Annotated in this window: 20 protein-coding genes; 9 read left to right on the forward strand and 11 right to left on the reverse strand. The window is 59.1% G+C overall.

The window, feature by feature from the left end; genetic code table 11:
- Positions 1-152: 152 nt before the first annotated feature.
- Positions 153-764: a glutathione S-transferase gene (locus tag F8N43_RS03740; RefSeq protein WP_150632900.1), complete on the reverse strand. Its 612-nt coding sequence runs from the start codon at positions 762-764 to the stop codon at positions 153-155.
- Between the two features lie 373 nt (positions 765-1,137).
- Between F8N43_RS03740 and F8N43_RS03745 the strand changes: the two genes are divergently transcribed.
- The 3 genes from F8N43_RS03745 to F8N43_RS03755 all read left to right on the forward strand — a co-directional run bounded on the left by F8N43_RS03745 (position 1,138) and on the right by F8N43_RS03755 (position 3,671).
- Entirely contained in the window at positions 1,138-1,542 is a 405-nt protein-coding gene (locus F8N43_RS03745; protein ID WP_007907888.1) for a TraR/DksA family transcriptional regulator, read from the forward strand.
- Between the two features lie 580 nt (positions 1,543-2,122).
- Positions 2,123-3,346 carry a methyl-accepting chemotaxis protein gene (locus F8N43_RS03750; RefSeq protein WP_412071760.1) on the forward strand — a complete coding sequence of 408 codons (1,224 nt, stop codon included), beginning with the start codon at positions 2,123-2,125 and terminating at the stop codon, positions 3,344-3,346.
- Positions 3,347-3,467: 121 nt separating this feature from the next.
- Positions 3,468-3,671 (forward strand): hypothetical protein, encoded by a 204-nt coding sequence (locus F8N43_RS03755; protein ID WP_150632898.1) that lies wholly within the window; start codon positions 3,468-3,470, stop codon positions 3,669-3,671.
- On the opposite strand, the gene F8N43_RS03760 is transcribed toward F8N43_RS03755, so the two are convergent.
- Positions 3,672-3,911: a DUF2789 domain-containing protein gene (locus F8N43_RS03760; RefSeq protein WP_150632897.1), complete on the reverse strand. Its 240-nt coding sequence runs from the start codon at positions 3,909-3,911 to the stop codon at positions 3,672-3,674.
- Between the two features lie 341 nt (positions 3,912-4,252).
- Between F8N43_RS03760 and F8N43_RS03765 the strand changes: the two genes are divergently transcribed.
- Together F8N43_RS03765 and F8N43_RS03770 are read left to right on the forward strand one after the other, a co-directional pair.
- Entirely contained in the window at positions 4,253-4,885 is a 633-nt protein-coding gene (locus tag F8N43_RS03765) for a hypothetical protein (RefSeq protein WP_150632896.1), read from the forward strand.
- Positions 4,878-5,456, forward strand: a complete 579-nt coding sequence (locus tag F8N43_RS03770) for a hypothetical protein (RefSeq protein ID WP_150632895.1) — start codon at positions 4,878-4,880, stop codon at positions 5,454-5,456. Before F8N43_RS03765 ends, F8N43_RS03770 begins: the two co-directional genes overlap by 8 nt.
- Before the next feature lie 162 nt (positions 5,457-5,618).
- Here F8N43_RS03770 and F8N43_RS03775 read toward each other — a convergent pair whose 3' ends face one another.
- Positions 5,619-5,849, reverse strand: a complete 231-nt coding sequence (locus tag F8N43_RS03775; RefSeq protein ID WP_150632908.1) for a hypothetical protein — start codon at positions 5,847-5,849, stop codon at positions 5,619-5,621.
- Positions 5,850-6,007: 158 nt separating this feature from the next.
- Complete coding sequence (locus F8N43_RS03780) at positions 6,008-6,256, reverse strand: hypothetical protein (RefSeq protein WP_150632907.1); 249 nt, start codon at positions 6,254-6,256, stop codon at positions 6,008-6,010.
- Between the two features lie 412 nt (positions 6,257-6,668).
- Here F8N43_RS03780 and F8N43_RS03785 point away from each other — a divergent pair, with 412 nt between their 5' ends.
- From F8N43_RS03785 to F8N43_RS03795, 3 genes are all read left to right on the forward strand, one after another.
- Positions 6,669-7,139, forward strand: a complete 471-nt coding sequence (locus F8N43_RS03785) for a hypothetical protein (RefSeq protein WP_008035847.1) — start codon at positions 6,669-6,671, stop codon at positions 7,137-7,139.
- Complete coding sequence (locus F8N43_RS03790) at positions 7,139-7,342, forward strand: hypothetical protein (protein ID WP_150632893.1); 204 nt, start codon at positions 7,139-7,141, stop codon at positions 7,340-7,342. The genes F8N43_RS03785 and F8N43_RS03790 overlap by 1 nt, the downstream gene beginning before the upstream one ends.
- A 118-nt stretch (positions 7,343-7,460) precedes the next feature.
- A complete protein-coding gene (locus F8N43_RS03795; RefSeq protein WP_150653235.1) occupies positions 7,461-8,474 on the forward strand; it encodes an ABC transporter substrate-binding protein in 1,014 nt (337 codons plus the stop codon).
- A 133-nt stretch (positions 8,475-8,607) separates the two neighbouring features.
- Here the strand turns inward: F8N43_RS03795 and F8N43_RS29295 are convergent, their stop codons facing one another.
- Positions 8,608-8,745, reverse strand: a complete 138-nt coding sequence (locus tag F8N43_RS29295) for a hypothetical protein (RefSeq protein ID WP_191630122.1) — start codon at positions 8,743-8,745, stop codon at positions 8,608-8,610.
- 65 nt (positions 8,746-8,810) lie between these two features.
- Between F8N43_RS29295 and F8N43_RS03800 the strand changes: the two genes are divergently transcribed.
- Positions 8,811-9,248, forward strand: coding sequence for a DUF3995 domain-containing protein (locus F8N43_RS03800; protein WP_150632891.1), 438 nt, complete (start codon positions 8,811-8,813; stop codon positions 9,246-9,248).
- 124 nt (positions 9,249-9,372) lie between these two features.
- Here the strand turns inward: F8N43_RS03800 and F8N43_RS03805 are convergent, their stop codons facing one another.
- The 6 genes from F8N43_RS03805 to F8N43_RS03830 are packed head-to-tail and all read right to left on the reverse strand — an operon-like array spanning position 9,373 to position 15,436.
- Complete coding sequence (locus F8N43_RS03805) at positions 9,373-9,735, reverse strand: Na+/H+ antiporter subunit G (protein ID WP_150632890.1); 363 nt, start codon at positions 9,733-9,735, stop codon at positions 9,373-9,375.
- The gene (locus tag F8N43_RS03810; protein ID WP_045060409.1) at positions 9,732-10,010 is read right to left on the reverse strand and encodes a K+/H+ antiporter subunit F; all 279 of its coding nucleotides are present in this window, start codon (positions 10,008-10,010) and stop codon (positions 9,732-9,734) included. Before F8N43_RS03810 ends, F8N43_RS03805 begins: the two co-directional genes overlap by 4 nt.
- A complete protein-coding gene (locus F8N43_RS03815) occupies positions 10,007-10,495 on the reverse strand; it encodes a Na+/H+ antiporter subunit E (RefSeq protein ID WP_150632889.1) in 489 nt (162 codons plus the stop codon). The genes F8N43_RS03810 and F8N43_RS03815 overlap by 4 nt, the downstream gene beginning before the upstream one ends.
- Positions 10,492-12,177, reverse strand: coding sequence for a monovalent cation/H+ antiporter subunit D (locus F8N43_RS03820; RefSeq protein WP_150632888.1), 1,686 nt, complete (start codon positions 12,175-12,177; stop codon positions 10,492-10,494). Before F8N43_RS03820 ends, F8N43_RS03815 begins: the two co-directional genes overlap by 4 nt.
- Positions 12,174-12,518, reverse strand: a complete 345-nt coding sequence (locus tag F8N43_RS03825; protein WP_003202835.1) for a Na+/H+ antiporter subunit C — start codon at positions 12,516-12,518, stop codon at positions 12,174-12,176. The genes F8N43_RS03820 and F8N43_RS03825 overlap by 4 nt, the downstream gene beginning before the upstream one ends.
- Positions 12,518-15,436, reverse strand: a complete 2,919-nt coding sequence (locus F8N43_RS03830) for a monovalent cation/H+ antiporter subunit A (protein ID WP_150632887.1) — start codon at positions 15,434-15,436, stop codon at positions 12,518-12,520. The genes F8N43_RS03825 and F8N43_RS03830 overlap by 1 nt, the downstream gene beginning before the upstream one ends.
- Between the last annotated feature and the right edge of the window lie 265 nt (positions 15,437-15,701).

Below are 15,701 nucleotides of genomic sequence, written 5' to 3' on the forward strand. Positions count from 1 at the left end.
GTTTTTTCTCGGTGTACCGATCCCGATCATCATCCTGATTGCCCTGTTCATGCATTGATCCGCTGAGGTCCATGCCTGCGCCGCTTCTGCCTTGGGTAGAAGCGGCGTTTTTGCGAGCGCCACCGGGAGCAGGTCAGGCGCAACACATCCATCTACTCAATCGGTGTACTCATAAACGCCTCAAGCCCCTCGGCATACGCGGTAAACGCGCTGATCTGCGGAAACTGCCGGGCGTCCACCTGATCAGGCACGACCAGGTTGGTAAAGCTCCAGGCCACCGCCAACGTAATTCCGGCCTGATCAATCGAACCATCGACCTTCAACGGGTGCAATTCCAGCTCCCGTTCCAGCGCCGAATACGCCGCCGCCAATTGCCCCTCGACCCGCTCCACCCATGGCTCGAACTGAATTTCTGCGGGCCGCAGGTTGCGTTCGTAATAAAGCTGCACCGATTTCTCGCAGGCTGCCAACGCCAGGCCGATCAGGCGCAACGAACGCAGGCGTTGAGGCGGCTCGCCAGACATCAGGCTGTTACCCGGTCCGGCCAGTACCTCCAGGTAATCGATGATCAACGTCGAGTCGATCAACACCTCGCCGTCATCCAGCACCAGCGTCGGCGCCTTGACCACCGGGTTGATCTGCTGGAACTGCTCGAAGTGCCGAAACACCGAAACAGATTGGTGATCGAGGTCGATGCCCAGGCGTTTGGCAGTAATGGCGACCCGCCGTACATAGGGCGAATCCAGCATGCCGATCAGCTTCATTGAACCTCTCCTCAAGATTGCCATTTCGGGATGGACAACCTTAGCTGAGGTTCACTGCCCTGCAAATGGGTTCAAGAAACACCGTCGTCGAGGCCGTTTGTCTTCTATATACAGCCGCTCGGTTGAATTTCTTGCTATAAACGCACTCCGATAATCACCACAAAGACTGCCATAGAGCACTTTTCAGGGCTTTGTCGGACAAATTCGCTGTCTTTTCAGTTGCTGAGGCCTCAAGTCGGCCTTAGACTGCCGCCCCTCGTAAATTGAGTGCCGGGTGGCGCTTGGAATAAACGGCGCCTTTCCGATGGCCAGACCAGGTCCGCCGGAACGCTCCCTAATTCGCCTTAATGCACGTTTTTTTATAGAGATATCAATGACAAAGGACAAGTTGCTGGCCATGCCGGCGGATGACTACATGAATGCCGAGCAACATGCTTTTTTCTCTGAGCTGTTGCAGAACATGAAAGTCGAAACCCATGAGCGCATCGAACAGAACCGCATCGCCATCGAGAGCCTGGACACCCCAGCCGATCCGGCTGACGCGGCGTCTGTCGAAGAAGAGCGCACCTGGCTGGTGAACGCGATCGATCGCGACCAGCGCATGCTGCCTCAGTTGGAACAGGCGCTGGAACGCATCAAGGAAGACAGCTTCGGCTGGTGCGACGACAGCGGCGAGGCCATTGGCCTGAAGCGTCTGCTGATCAGCCCGACCACCAAGTACTGCATCGAAGCGCAAGAGCGTCACGAACAGATCGACAAGCACCAGCGTCAGGCCTGATTTCGTAGCGCCCGCATCGCGGGCAAGCCTCACTCCTCCAGGAGCAAGGCTTGCCCGCGATGCTTTTTTTCGTCTGCGGAAAACCTCGGGCACTTCTATTGATCTGCTTCAACGCCCACTACTAATGGACCATGGATAATGGCCCTGTAGTGGCGTTTAATGCAGTCACAACAATTAGAAGACGCATGGGGTGACGAAGATGACGAGAGACGGATCTCTGGTTGGGGCATTGCCTGCACCAGTGCTTGCACCGAATACCCGCTGGTTGACGCCGACGCTGCAAAGCATCGCCCTGATGCTCTTGCTATGCGGTATGACGCTGGGTGGCTGGTCGCTTTATGTTGGCCTGCCGTTGGCCTTGCTGGTTGTCTGGCTGCCTCGCTTGCGTTCCCGCAGCACCGCTGCAGCTGCACCCGTCGACAGCTCCGGCGCCATCGCCGAACTGACTCGCGATCTTTCCTACACCACCAGTCACAACGCCCTGTCAGCCGCCGGCGTGGCGTTTTCGGTCAAGCAACTGGCCGACAAACTGCAATCACAACTCGGTGCGGCGGCGCAGATTGTCAGCAACGCCGAAGTGATGATCGCCACCGAACAAGCCACCTCGACCCTCAGTCGCGCCGCCCTCAGTGCCGCCAGTGAAGCCCATCAGAGCAGCGCGGCCGGGCGCACGGAGCTGGTCGAATCGATCAGCCGCATGCATCAACTCAGTCAGCGCGCCAGCAACAGCCGCGAGCTGATCGAAGCCCTGAGCCTGCGCAGCGACGACATCCAGCGGGTCACGCTGGTGATCCAGTCCATTGCCAGTCAGACCAATCTGCTGGCATTGAACGCCGCCATCGAAGCGGCCCGGGCCGGGGAGCACGGTCGCGGGTTCGCGGTGGTGGCCGACGAGGTTCGAGGCCTGGCCGCACGCACGGCGACGGCCACTGGCGAAGTTGGCGAGATGGTCGCCGATATCCAGCAACGCACCGCACAAGTGGTGGAGCAGATTCGGCAGTTGTCCAGCGACCTCGATATCGGTGTCGAGCAGGTCGAGCACACCGGTCAGCACCTGGAAAACATTGCCCGCCTGGCGGCTGGCGTCGAAAGCCAGGTCGGCGAAATCGCCAAGGGCGCCGAGACCAACCGCGAACAACTCGACAGCCTGTTTCACGCCATTGAACAGATGCGCAGCGATCTGGCGATCAGCGATCAACAGACCCAGCGTCTGGCTCAGGCCGCTGTGCAGATGGAGGGGCAGGCCGAAACCATCAGCGAACGTCTCGCCGAAGTCGGACTGGATGACTATCACCAGCGTGTTTATGACCTGGCCCGCGAAGGCGCGCGTCAGATTACGGCGCGTTTCGAAGCTGATATCGACCAGGGCCTTGTCAGTCTTGATGATTTGTTCGATCGCAATTACCAGGCTATCCCCAATACCAGCCCGGCCAAGTTTCAGACGCGTTTCGACCGTTACACCGATCAGGTGTTACCGGCGATTCAGGAGCCGTTGTTGCCGCTTCATGAAGGCCTGGTGTTCGCCATCGCGTGTACGCAGCAGGGTTACGTACCGACCCACAACAAGGTTTTCTGTCAGCCACTGACCGGTGATGCGCAGGTCGATACGCTGCAGAACCGCACCAAACGCAAATTTGCCGACCGCACCGGGATTCGTTGTGGCAGTCATCAACAGGCTGTTCTGTTGCAGACCTATACGCGCGATACCGGGGAGTTGATGCACGATCTTTCGGTGCCAATCATGCTCAAGGGGCGGCATTGGGGTGGGTTGCGGTTGGGGTATAAGCCGCAAAGTCCTCGCTGACAGGGTTGGCATTGTTGCGATTCCGGCAATTGATCTATGCAACACCGTTGCTGTTTCCTCGTCGATGAACTCATTACCATGCCTACATAGTTAGGCTGCTAATGAAGTTGGAGAGGTCAGCATGCGTAGCAAAGTCGATGTTGCCGTCATGATCGGCAGCGGTGTGCCTGCCAGTTTGCGCGCGCAGGGGCAGAGCGTCTGCTGGGTCGTGCTGCTGAACGGCGAACGCCGGGGGACGGCGTTCGCCCGCCGTGATGAAGCGGAGGAGTGCAGGGCTGCCTGGTTGGCGCAATTAAGTGCCGAAGCCCCCGACAGCCTGCATTGACTAGTGAATCTGGTGCATACGCAGGTTCAGGTCATCGACTACCCGCGCCCAATCGGCATCTTCACGTAATTGCTCTTTAAGGAAACCGGCCTGTTGCGGCGTCCAGAACTCGGCATCGATGAGCTTTTTATCATCGGGCAGAGGGGAGTGAGTGGCGATGAAATCGTCGATGGCTTTTTCGCTGGAGTCCAGACCGAGTTGGTCGAACAAGCCTTTCAAATCGTGTGTAGGTGAATCCATCTTCATCTCCTTGAGGTTATTCAGTCGCATCGAGTATGCATTCGGCCGTGCAGTGTCATTGCATCAGAGGGAGCCGCGCACCAAGAGTTCGATAGGGGTTTAGCAGCTTTCTCGAGATTCGCCATGATGGTGGCAGTATGCGATTGCCTGGCAGGGCTGCAACGATTACGATGCTGTCGCGTTTTTGGCGCCAATCAGCCGCCATGCGAAGAGTTCGAACAAGGATGTGGACGACACTCGATTCCCAGGTTTACCGCCTTCCAGTGCTGAACTACCCACTCCTTGCTCGATTTTCTTTCGAGTCGACGCGTCCCCGATCCCGCATGAAAAGGATGTAAGCAGTGAAGCGTCTTGTTTATCTGATGGCCATCGCACTTGGCCTGTCGTTGACTGGTTGTGTGTCGTTCACACCGCTGGGCCCCATTGGTGAACCCTTGAAACCCGCGCCATCGACCCTCGATCGTAGTGCCGAGATCAGCGATGTCGTGATTTCCGCCCCTGAGTTGGACGATAAAGTGCGTGTCGCCGGCAGCCGGCAGTTGACGGAGCAGATCAGCGCCTATGTCGACAAAAGCGATTACTTCAAGCGAATCGTGGTGTTCCCGGCCAAGGCCGGGGAGGACGACGTGGTGCTCAAGTTCAACCTGACCTCGCTGGCAGGCAAACGCACCATGCATCCGGCTTACATTCCCGGTGCGCTGGTGACCTTGACTATCTGGATCTGGGTCGACGGTCCGATCTACGTCGATAAATACGACCTCGCGGGCGAACTGATCATCGAAGACCGCCAGGGCAAGCAACTGGCCAGGTCGGTCGAGCAGGTGAAGCTCGACAAGAATGTTGGCCTGTGGAACGCCGATTATCTCAATCCCCGCCTGGGCGGTACTCAATTGCGCGAATTGGTCGCTCAATTGCTGGCCGGTGCCACACCTCAACTGCGTCCACTGTCAAAGGAATTGGCTGCACATGAATAAATACCTTTTGGTTTTGCTGTTGATGGTCAGCAGTGCCCTGACGGGCTGTATTTCCTATTCCCAGCATGACTTGCCACCAGTGGATCAGTGGCCCCCGGCTCAGGCCAGGCAAGACAAGCCCAGTGCTTATCTGCACGTGACCACTCAGCAGCAGTTCAACGGCGAACTGTCGGGTGGCATGGGCAATGCGGCGCTGGTGGAAAAGAACATGCTGGAAACCTTTAAGGAATCCGGACAGTTCAAAAACGTGACCACGGACAAAGTTGACTCGAACGTGTACGTCACGAGTACCTTGACCAATAACGAGCAGGGCAATATCGCCAGTGCCTGGTTGACGGGATTCACGTTGTTCGTGATCCCGACTACGTTCAGCAATACCTTCACGCTGGAAACGGTGTTCAAGGATCAGGAAGGTAACGTGCTGGGCAAAATCGTCAAACAGGAGAGCACTCGGACCTGGTTGCAGATTCTGCTGATTGTCGGGTTGCCGTTCAATGAACGAGGGGACGTGTTGCTCAAGCACCTGACCCAAAGCACGCTGGATGAAGCGGTCAAGCGCAAACTGATCTGATTAATTGTCAATTTGAAAGCGTGCAACCTGTGCAAGGTTGGCACGCTGCAGACACCTCTCGGGCCGAGGTGCCGACGCTATCGGCGAGGCACGCTCTGGCCTGATTCCGCGCTGGGGGGCATGAAGTCGCGCTGTCCGGCGCCGGACATGTCCATGCCCATTTCAGGCTTTCAATGCCCCATCATCGACCGCCAGCTTCAGGGCCATGGCGGCCTCCTTGGCAGCGATTTCGGCGACGTCCGAGGTTTTGAACCAGCGATCCTTCTCGACCTGGTGATACGTCACTGTGGTCAGCGGCGGTTTGGCGCGCATGATAATCACCGCCTGAAATTCGCCTTCGACTTCTCTGGCTTCGCCCCGGATAAAAAATTCACCGATATCAAATTCCGTCACGTAGCAGCCTTCCCTTGGAAATGTTCTGTTGTGTTGAGCGCCGTCCGGCTTGGGAACGGATTTCATTGGTTCGGCAGTATGGCAGTAGTTGCCCGCCGACGGCTGAGTTAAGTCGTCGGCATGACGAAACGTATATAAGAAGGGACTGAGCGCAGCGCTCAGCGATGCAGTTCGAACTTTCGGGCGAGCGCACACGCTTCGTTGTGGTCGCTGCGGAAACCTCTGACATGACCGGTGGAAATTTCTTTGATGTGGAAGAACGCATTACCGGCCAGGACAACCTGAAAACGCGGTGTGGCAAGCGCTTCAGGGCTGAACTCAGGGTGTTGAAACCCCGCAGGGTATGGCGTCGAGGCGTTGCTTGGATCAGGCGCCAAGGACGGAGTGAAGTGTGTCAGGGTGCACATATGAAGTCCTTTTCGTTGTTTTACCGACGTGTGTACGTCGTTTTGGGTAGTCTCGATGAGCATCGCTGCTCTAGAATCACCGTCACTGGTGCGCGACTGATGTTTATCTAAAGCAATTTTTTGCGGGCGATATGTCGGAAAAGTGCTTTTTTTAAGGAGTTTTTTCCCTAAGGTTGGTAATCCGTTTTTTCTGGCTGTCAGAAGGGCTTTTTCCTTCAACCTCTGACGAACACCAGGCAAGACGACGCGAGTGACTTTCCATTAGTCTTCTTACGCCTCGCGATGAATGAGCGCTCTGCTCGTTTCTGGATTTCAACACGGGTCATTTGGCGACACCTTCGGCATTGCCGCTTTTTTCTGCTGTGCGCTGTTTGCCAGCGTGCAGCATCATTTCAGATGTGGGGATGTTTCCTTGGCAGTAAGTAATCTCGATATGCATGCTTTGTTCGTGCTGGGTGATTTGCGCGCAAAGCTGGTCAAACAGTTCCAGTCACGTTTTGTTTACATCACCGAACAGAACGCCGAAGGCATTTACATTGCCGAGATCGACACCGAATCAGCTCTGGTGGTGGACGACAAGCCCGGCCTGAAACTTAAAGTCGGCGATCATTTCAGCGCTTCGGTATTGCCCAGTCGCGAAGGCGGCAAGCTCGATATCAAGTTCCGCGAAATAAAACTGACGGTGTATGGCCTCGGCGATTACGCGTTCGTGACCACCGCCGACGGTCACGGGATCGTCTTCAAGGAAGGTCACAGCGTGGTCATGGTGTTTGCCGCCCACCAACAGTTGCAGGAAGGTCTGACCAAAACCCTGAAAGCCGTGACGGCCAAGGCCGCCAAGTGGCGCAAGGGCGAATTGGTGACTTTCAAGGCCAGCGAGTAATGCCCCTGACTCGCGCCGATTTCCACCTGCAGAACCAGGCCAGCGCTCAAGTGGAAGCCCGACGGCTGTTCGAGCAGAAGTCCATCCTGCAGGGGGCCTGGCTGGGTTGGGTCGCGTCGCAGATCTACACGTTGCGCCCGGCGGAATACGCCAGCATGGTCAGAAGAGAGCTGGCGCGCTTGCAGGAAATTTCTGAAAAGTAATCCTCGCCCCTCGAAAGCAGGAACCTCTACTACAGTCAGTTGACTGAGTATTTTGAGGCTTGCGGTCTTTTTGTCAGGCCATCCTGCTATTGCTGTGAACAGCACGAGGTGCAAAAGCATGAACGGATTTCGACGGTTGCTGGCCACTGTTCTGATCGCTTTCGGTCTGGGTTCGCCCATTCCGGTATTCGCCGCCCAGGCGCCGATCCACTTCGCCGACCTGAACTGGGAAAGCGGCAGTCTGATCACCGATATCCTGCGGATCATTGTCGAGAAGGGCTACGGGCTGCCGACCGATACCTTGCCGGGAACGACCATCACCCTGGAAACCGCACTGGCCAACAATGACATTCAGGTCATTGGCGAAGAATGGGCCGGTCGCAGCCCGGTCTGGGTCAAGGCTGAAGCTGAAGGCAAAGTCGCGAGCCTGGGCGATACCGTCAAGGGTGCCACCGAAGGCTGGTGGGTGCCCGAATACGTGATCAAGGGCGATCCGGCCAAGGGTATCAAGCCGCTGGCACCCGGCTTGCGCAGTGTCAGTGACCTGCCGAAGTACAAGGACGTGTTCAGTGACCCGGAAAGCCCGGGCAAGGGGCGCTTCCTCAACAGCCCGATCGGCTGGACCTCGGAGGTGGTCAACAAGCAGAAGCTCACGGCCTATGGCCTGAACGACAGTTATGTGAATTTCCGCAGCGGTTCCGGAGCGGCGCTGGATGCGGAAATCAGTTCGTCGATCCGTCGTGGCAAGCCGGTTCTGTTCTATTACTGGTCACCGACACCGTTGCTCGGGCGTTTCAAACTGGTTCAGCTGGAAGAGCCGCCGTTCGACGCCGAAGCCTGGAAAACCCTGACCGACGCCGACAATCCCAATCCGAAACCGACGCGCTCGTTGCCCTCGAAGCTGTCGATTGGCGTGTCCACACCGTTCCAGAAACAGTATCCGCAGATTGCCGAATTCTTCAGCAAAGTCGATTTTCCGATCGGCCCATTGAACAAGGCGCTGGCTGAAATGAGCGAAAAACACACCCCGCCACGTCAGGCGGCGGAGGCGTTCATGAAGGCGCATCCCGATGTGTGGCAGGCGTGGGTGCCGAAGGATGTGGCGGACAAAGTCTCCGCCGAGTTGAAATGATGGGGAGCGGTTGATATCGCCGGACTGTAGGAGCCGGCTTGCTGGCGAGACCGGCGAAGGGATATCGCCAGCAAGCCGGCTCCTGCAAACCGCGCATCGACGCCTCCTTGCCATTGCGGCGCATAGTCATAAGTCAGCCACAGGTTGCCGAGCCGCGACCGTCCAGATAGTCGAATTGGCTGCCAACCTCCCATTGCTTGCCGGTCGAGACATCAAAGTCCTGCGTGCCGTCGGGTTGCTCGGCGGCGGCCGCTTTATCACCGTCGATCATCCGCGCACTTCTAAAAATGCCGACTAGGATCATTCTGTTCAAATCCCTTTCAAGGATTCCCGACCATGACATTTGTGTTGGCTCAATGGCTGGTGACGATCTTCGCGGTGATCAGCCTGATACATGTCTACTGGGCGCTGGGTGGCCAGTGGGCTGCCGTCGCGGCCGTTCCGCAGGTGCCGGAGGAGGGCGGCGCAAGATCGCGGCCCGCGTTCAAGCCCACGGGGTGGTTGACGTTGCTGGTGGCTTTCGGATTGCTGCTGATTGCTGCGTTGGTGTGTTTGCGCGTTGGCTGGTGGGTGCCGGCGGTGTCCCATCAATCGCTGCAATGGGTGATCAGCGCCATTGCGATGCTGATGTTCGCCCGGGCGATTGGCGATTCGAACCTGGTGGGGTTTTTCAAGCAGGTCAAAGGCTCAAAATTTGCCCGGCTGGATACGTGGGTTTATTCGCCGTTGTGTGTGGTGTTGGGGGCGGGATTGTTGGCTGTTGCCTGGATCTGAGTTGCCTCGACTGACGCCTTCGCGAGCAGGCTCGCTCCCACAGGGGGCATGTAAACAATGAAGATCCAATGTGGGAGCTAGCCTGCTAGCGATGAGGCCCTGCCATCAACACAAATCCCTGAATTTAACTCCCGCTCTCACTCCGCCGACTACTCACCTCAGCCGGCACATCGTCCCCGGCCATACGCTTGCGGAACAACGCCGCCCGCGCCAGCAGCAACGTAGTCACCGGCACCGTGATCGCCAACAGAATCGGGATCAGCCAGGCATGCAGCACCGGCCCGGACTTGAGCGCCGAAAAGTAAATGATCGAGCCCAGCGCCACGCACCACGCACCTAATGTCGAGGCCAGGGCCGGCGGGTGCATGCGTTGAAAGTAATCCTTCATGCGCACCAGCCCGATCGCCCCGATCAGCGCAAAAACACTGCTGAGTACCAGCAGAATCGCCACCGGGATTTCCACCCACAGAGACAGTTCAGCGTTCATTCGATCACCTCGCCACGCAGGAGGAATTTCGCCAGGGCAAACGAGCCGACGAAGCCGAACAGCGCGATCAGCAGCGCTGCTTCGAAGTAGGTGTCACTGGCATAACGAATGCCGAGGGTCAGCATCATCAGCATGGCCACGATGTACAGGTAATCCAGCGCCAGAACCCGGTCTTGCGCCGACGGCCCTTTGAACAGGCGGATCAGGGTCAGGACCATCGCCAGCGAAAAAATGAACAGGCTCAGCAGAATCGCGTTCGACAGCAGCGGGCTCATTCGAAGATCTCCATCAATGGGCGTTCGTAGGCTGCCTTGAAGTGGTCGATGAACAGCGCTTCGTCATCCAGATCGAAGACGTGCAGCAACAAAATGCTGCGGTCCAGCGCCAGTTCCGACCAGACCGTACCGGGTACCACCGTGCAGATCATCGCCAGCGCTGCAAGGCCGTTGGCATCGCGCAGGTCCAGCGGCACCTTGATGAAGTGCGAGCGGGGCGGGCGTCGGCCGGCGTTCAAAACGCTCCAGGCCACGGCGAGGTTTGACACCAGCACGTCGCGCCCGACGATGAAAAACAGGCGCAGGATCACACCTGGGCGACGAATACGGATCGGCAGGGGTCGCAACTTGCGCATCATCAACGGCGCGCAAAACCCGAGCACCGCACCCAACAGCAGATTGCCGGGGCTGATCGACAGGTTCAACAGCAGCCACAACGACCAGAGCGCCAGCGACAGCCATGGGGCAGGAAACAGACGTTTCATGGTTGCACCTCCGCGACCGCGGCTTTGGCTTCCGGACTCGGAACCGCACGGGTGCCAAGTACCGCCATCACGTACTGCTGCGGATTGTTCAAAGTCTGCGCGGCGGCCTGGGTGTAACGCAGCAGGGGTTCAGCCTTGAAGGTCAACAGAATGCTCAGGCCCAGCAGCGCGAAGATCGGCACGCATTCGAGCCGTCGCAGCAACGGCGACGGCCGTTCTTCAGGCGTCCAGAAGCGCTGGATGCCCAGGCGTGAGAAAGCAATCAACGATGCCAGCCCGGAGACAATCAGCAGCGCCAGCAAGCCCCACGCGGCGTTCGACACCGGTTCATCCGCGCCATTGCCCAGGCCCAGCGGGTTGAGCAGGGCGTGCATTAAACCGAGTTTGCCGATAAAACCGGACAGCGGCGGCATGCCGATGATCAGCAGCGCGCAAGCGATGAAGCTCAGACCGAGAAAGGCCATGGTCCAGGGGATCACTTGGCCGACCACGGCTTTCTGTTCGTCATCGAGGTTGATGCCTTTGGGCGGTTGCAGGGATTCCAGCGGCCGCGCAATCAGGTCGCCGTCATCGAACAGCGGCATTTCATTGGCCGAACGCGAACGCTCGATCAACTCGGCCAGCAGGAACAACGCGCTCAACGCCAGGGTCGAGCTGACCAGATAGAACAGCGCCGCGCCAATCAGGTTTGGCTGGGCGAAACCGATGGCCGACAACAGAATACCCGCCGACACCAGAATGCTCAGGCTGGCCATGCGCTCCAGACGTTGCGCGGCGAGAATCGCCACGGCGGCGCAGACGATGGTCGTCATGCCGCCGTAGATCAGCCAGTCGCCGCCAAAGTACGCCGAGGCCCCCGCCTGACCGGAGAACAGCAAGGTCCACAGGCGCAGCAAAGTGTAGACGCCGACCTTGGTCATGATCGCAAACATCGCCGCCACCGGTGCGCTGGCCGAAGAATAGGCCGGCACCAGCCAGAAATTCAGCGGCCACATCCCGGCCTTGGCCAGGAACGCCACGGCGAGAATCGCCGCGCCGGCATGCAACAAACCGCGATCGGCTTCCGGCACCAACGGGATTTTCAGCGCCAGGTCGGCCATGTTCAACGTGCCGGTGACGCCGTAGATCAGCGCTGCGCCAATCAGGAACAGCGACGAGGCCAGCAGGTTGATCGAGATGTAATGCAGCCCCGACGACACCCGCGCCCGGCCCGAGCCGTGGAGCATCAGGCCGTAAGAAGCGGCCAGCAGCACTTCAAAAAATACGAACAGATTGAACAGGTCCGCCGTCAGGAACGCGCCGTACAAACCCATCATCTGGATCTGGAACAACGCGTGAAAACTCGAACCGGCGCCGTCCCATCGGGCCATCGCGAACAGCAGCGCGCTGACGCCGATGATTCCGGTCAGCACCAGCATCAGTGCCGACAGGCGATCGACCACCAGCACGATCCCGAACGGCACTTGCCAGTTGCCCGGCAGATAAACGCCGATGGAGCCGGGCACGCCGGTGGTTTGCGTCCATTGCAACAGCAGTACGGAAATCCCCAGGCCCAACAGGCTGGAAAGCAGATTGATCCGGGCTTTTAACGGTCGGTGTTTTTCGCCGAGCATCAGCATGATCGAGGCAGTCAGCAGCGGCAGCAGAATTGGCGCGGCGATCAGGTGCGTCATCGCATTCATTCTTTAGGCTCCCGGCCATCCACATGGTCGGTGCCGGTCAAACCGCGCGAAGCGAGCAGCACGACGAGGAACAGCGCGGTCATGGCGAAACTGATCACGATGGCAGTCAGTACCAGCGCTTGCGGCAAGGGGTCGGTGTAATGCAACAGGTCCTGAGGCACGCCATCCTTGATGATCGGCTCCTTGCCGATGAACAGACTGCCCATGCTGAAGATGAACAGGTTGACGCCATACGACAGCAGACACAGACCCATGACCACCTGGAACGTCCGTGGCCGCAGCACCAGCCAGACGCCGGACGCGGCCAGCACGCCGATGGCGATTGCGATGACTTCTTCCATCAGACGGCTCCTTTCGTGGCGACGGATCTGGGCAGGGCCGCGGTTTTGTGGCCGCGTACCGATTGGTGGGCGAGGGCGGTGAGGATCAACAGCGTCGAGCCGACCACCACCGAGTACACGCCGATGTCGAAGAACAGCGCGCTGGCGATGTGGATGTCGCCAAACACCGGCAGTTCGAAATGCCAAGTGTGGGTGGTCAGGAACGGATACCCGACCGCCATTGCGCCGAGCCCGGTGACGGTGGCAAACAGCAGACCGGTACCCATCCAGCGCAGCGGTCGCAGGCTCATTTGCGCCTCGACCCACTGCGTGCCGGCGACCATGTATTGCAGGATGAACGCCACCGACATCACCAGCCCCGCGACAAAACCGCCGCCTGGCTGATTGTGCCCGCGCATGAACAGGTAGATCGACACCACGAACGCGATCGGCAGCAACAGGCGCACCAGCACCGCTGGCACCATCATGAAACCCAACGCGGTGTCGCTGGCGTGACGCGGGTTGACCAGGTCGGTGACCACGTCCGGCGCGAGTAAACGCTGTTGGGCCGGCAGTTGCAGGCTTTCTTTCGGCGGGCGGAAGCGTCGCAACAGCGCAAACACGGTCAGCGCCACGGCCACCAGCACGGTGATTTCGCCGAGGGTGTCGAAGCCGCGGAAATCCACCAGCATCACGTTGACCACGTTGCTGCCGCCGCCTTCCGGCAGGGCGCGGCTGAGGTAGAACGAGGAAATATCGTTGGGGGTCTGGCGCGTCAGCATCGCGTACGACAGCAACGCCATGCCGCCACCGACGGCAATCGACAGCAGCAAGTCGCGCAGACGCCGGATGCGCGCCTTGCGCAGGGTGCTTGGCAGCGGCGAGACTTCTTCGATCCGACGCGGCAACCAGCGCAGGCCCAGCAGAATCAGCACCGTGGTCACCACCTCGACCGCCAGTTGCGTCAGCGCCAGGTCCGGTGCGGAGAACCAGACAAACGTGATGCACGTCATCAAGCCACAGACGCTGACCATGGTCAGGGCCGCGAGCCGGTGATACTTGGCTTGCCACGCCGCCCCCAACGCACAGGCAATCGCCAGCAGCCACAACGTCACGAACACGATCGAGCCCGGAATCTTCGGCCGGTCGCCCCAGCTCAGGCTGCTGTGCAGCATCGGGATCAGTCCGGCCAGCACGGCGGCAAGCACCATCAGAAACAACTGGGTTTGCAGGCGTTTGGTGCTGATCCGCCGCTCCAGGCGGCGGGCCAGGCGCATCATGATCACCAGGCTGCGTTCGAACAGGCGCTTGCCATTGAACAAGCCAATGATCGGAGGGTATTTGAAACGTCCGCGCTTGAGTTGGTTGCGCAGCAGCAGGTAAAGCACGATGCCGCCGGACATGGCGATCAGGCTCATGATCATCGGTGCGTTCCAGCCGTGCCAGATCGCCAGGCTGTATTCAGGCAAGGTGCCGCCGACGACCGGCAGGGCAGCGGCGGCCAGTAACGACCCGACCACCTGTGCCGGAAAAATCCCCACGATCAGGCAGGTAAACACCAGCAACTCCACCGGCGCACGCATCCAGCGTGGCGGTTCATGCGGGGTGTGCGGCAGGTCGGTGGCGGTCGGGCCGAAGAACACGTCAACCGTGAAACGCAGCGAATAAGCGACGCTGAACGTGCCGGCGATGGTCGCGACGATAGGCAGCGTCATCTCGACCCAGGCGGTCGCGTTGATGAACACGGTTTCGGCGAAGAACATCTCTTTCGACAGGAAACCGTTGAGCAACGGCACACCGGCCATCGAGGCGCTGGCGACCATCGCCAGGGTGGCGGTGAACGGAATCAGTTTGATCAGGCCACTGAGCTTGCGAATGTCGCGAGTGCCGCTTTCGTGGTCGATGATCCCGGCGGCCATGAACAGCGACGCCTTGAAGGTGGCGTGGTTGAGGATGTGGAACACCGCGGCCACGGCGGCCAGCGGACTGTTCAATCCCAGCAGCAGGGTGATCAGGCCGAGGTGACTGATGGTCGAGTAGGCGAGCAGGCCCTTGAGGTCGTTCTGAAACATCGCGCAATACGCACCCAGTAACAGGGTGCAAGCACCGGCGCCGCTGACGATGTAGAACCATTCTTCACTGCCGGACAGCGATGGCCACAGCCGCGCCAGCAGAAACACCCCGGCCTTGACCATGGTCGCCGAGTGCAGATAAGCCGAGACCGGTGTCGGCGCCGCCATCGCGTGGGGCAGCCAGAAGTGGAAAGGGAATTGTGCGCTTTTGCTCAGGGCGCCGATCAGAATCAGGGGCAGCAGGATAGGGTAGAGGGCATGTGCGCGAATCAGATCGCCGGCGGCCAGGACCTTGTCCAGGTCATAGCTGCCGACCACATGGCCAAGCAGCATGACCCCCGCCAGCAAGCACAAACCGCCCGCACCGGTGACCATCAACGCCATGTAGGCGCCGCGTCGTGCATCGGCGCGGTGGTGCCAATAGCCGATCAACAGGAATGAAAAGAGGCTGGTCAACTCCCAGAAAAACACGATCTGGATCAGGTTGCCGGAAATCACCAAACCGAGCATGGCGCCCATGAACGCCAGGAAAAACGCGAAGAACCGCGGCACCGGGTCGTCCGGTGACATGTAATAGCGGGCATACAATGACACCAGCGTGCCGATGCCCAGCACCAGCATCGAGAACAGCCAGGCAAACCCGTCCATGCGCAGAACGAAGTTCAGGCCGAGGCTGGGCAGCCAGAAAAATTCTTCGCGAATAACCCCGCCATGAGCGATTTGCGGGTACAGCAAAGCGACCTGGACGGTGCCGATAAGGGCAACGACGCCAGCCAACAAAGATTCGGTGTTACGCGCGTTGTGCGGCAGCAAAGCTGCCAGACAGCTGCCGACAAAGGGCAGAAGCAGTAGAACTATCAGGGACATAGGCTTCTAATCTGCGGAAGTTTGTGAAGCATCATACGTGCCAGTCCCTGGATCACCAAACGGCAAGCTGTGGCAGAATCCTACAAGGTAGACGGAAAAAGCCTGGTTCACATTGTTTCAGGAAGAGTGATATTGCCTGTGCCGACGCCATCGTCGGAGCGCCGCCCGGGGCAAGCCCGCTCCCACAAAGTTCTTGGTTGTTATGCGCATCGCGTGTGCACCTCCGGCCCTGTGTGCGGGCTTGCCCGCGATAGCTACTTATCAG

This window comes from Pseudomonas fluorescens, assembly GCF_902498065.1.
GTDB lineage: Bacteria > Pseudomonadota > Gammaproteobacteria > Pseudomonadales > Pseudomonadaceae > Aquipseudomonas > Aquipseudomonas fluorescens_BJ.

Coding starts and splice junctions, on each gene's coding strand:
- F8N43_RS03740 (WP_150632900.1), bottom strand. CDS start 764: ATGAAGCTGATCGGCATGCTGGATTCGCCCTATGTACGGCGGGTCGCC.
- F8N43_RS03745 (WP_007907888.1), top strand. CDS start 1,138: ATGACAAAGGACAAGTTGCTGGCCATGCCGGCGGATGACTACATGAAT.
- F8N43_RS03750 (WP_412071760.1), top strand. CDS start 2,123: ATGATCGCCACCGAACAAGCCACCTCGACCCTCAGTCGCGCCGCCCTC.
- F8N43_RS03755 (WP_150632898.1), top strand. CDS start 3,468: ATGCGTAGCAAAGTCGATGTTGCCGTCATGATCGGCAGCGGTGTGCCT.
- F8N43_RS03760 (WP_150632897.1), bottom strand. CDS start 3,911: ATGGATTCACCTACACACGATTTGAAAGGCTTGTTCGACCAACTCGGT.
- F8N43_RS03770 (WP_150632895.1), top strand. CDS start 4,878: ATGAATAAATACCTTTTGGTTTTGCTGTTGATGGTCAGCAGTGCCCTG.
- F8N43_RS03780 (WP_150632907.1), bottom strand. CDS start 6,256: ATGTGCACCCTGACACACTTCACTCCGTCCTTGGCGCCTGATCCAAGC.
- F8N43_RS03790 (WP_150632893.1), top strand. CDS start 7,139: ATGCCCCTGACTCGCGCCGATTTCCACCTGCAGAACCAGGCCAGCGCT.
- F8N43_RS03795 (WP_150653235.1), top strand. CDS start 7,461: ATGAACGGATTTCGACGGTTGCTGGCCACTGTTCTGATCGCTTTCGGT.
- F8N43_RS29295 (WP_191630122.1), bottom strand. CDS start 8,745: ATGATCGACGGTGATAAAGCGGCCGCCGCCGAGCAACCCGACGGCACG.
- F8N43_RS03800 (WP_150632891.1), top strand. CDS start 8,811: ATGACATTTGTGTTGGCTCAATGGCTGGTGACGATCTTCGCGGTGATC.
- F8N43_RS03805 (WP_150632890.1), bottom strand. CDS start 9,735: ATGAACGCTGAACTGTCTCTGTGGGTGGAAATCCCGGTGGCGATTCTG.
- F8N43_RS03810 (WP_045060409.1), bottom strand. CDS start 10,010: ATGAGCCCGCTGCTGTCGAACGCGATTCTGCTGAGCCTGTTCATTTTT.
- F8N43_RS03815 (WP_150632889.1), bottom strand. CDS start 10,495: ATGAAACGTCTGTTTCCTGCCCCATGGCTGTCGCTGGCGCTCTGGTCG.
- F8N43_RS03820 (WP_150632888.1), bottom strand. CDS start 12,177: ATGAATGCGATGACGCACCTGATCGCCGCGCCAATTCTGCTGCCGCTG.
- F8N43_RS03825 (WP_003202835.1), bottom strand. CDS start 12,518: ATGGAAGAAGTCATCGCAATCGCCATCGGCGTGCTGGCCGCGTCCGGC.
- F8N43_RS03830 (WP_150632887.1), bottom strand. CDS start 15,436: ATGTCCCTGATAGTTCTACTGCTTCTGCCCTTTGTCGGCAGCTGTCTG.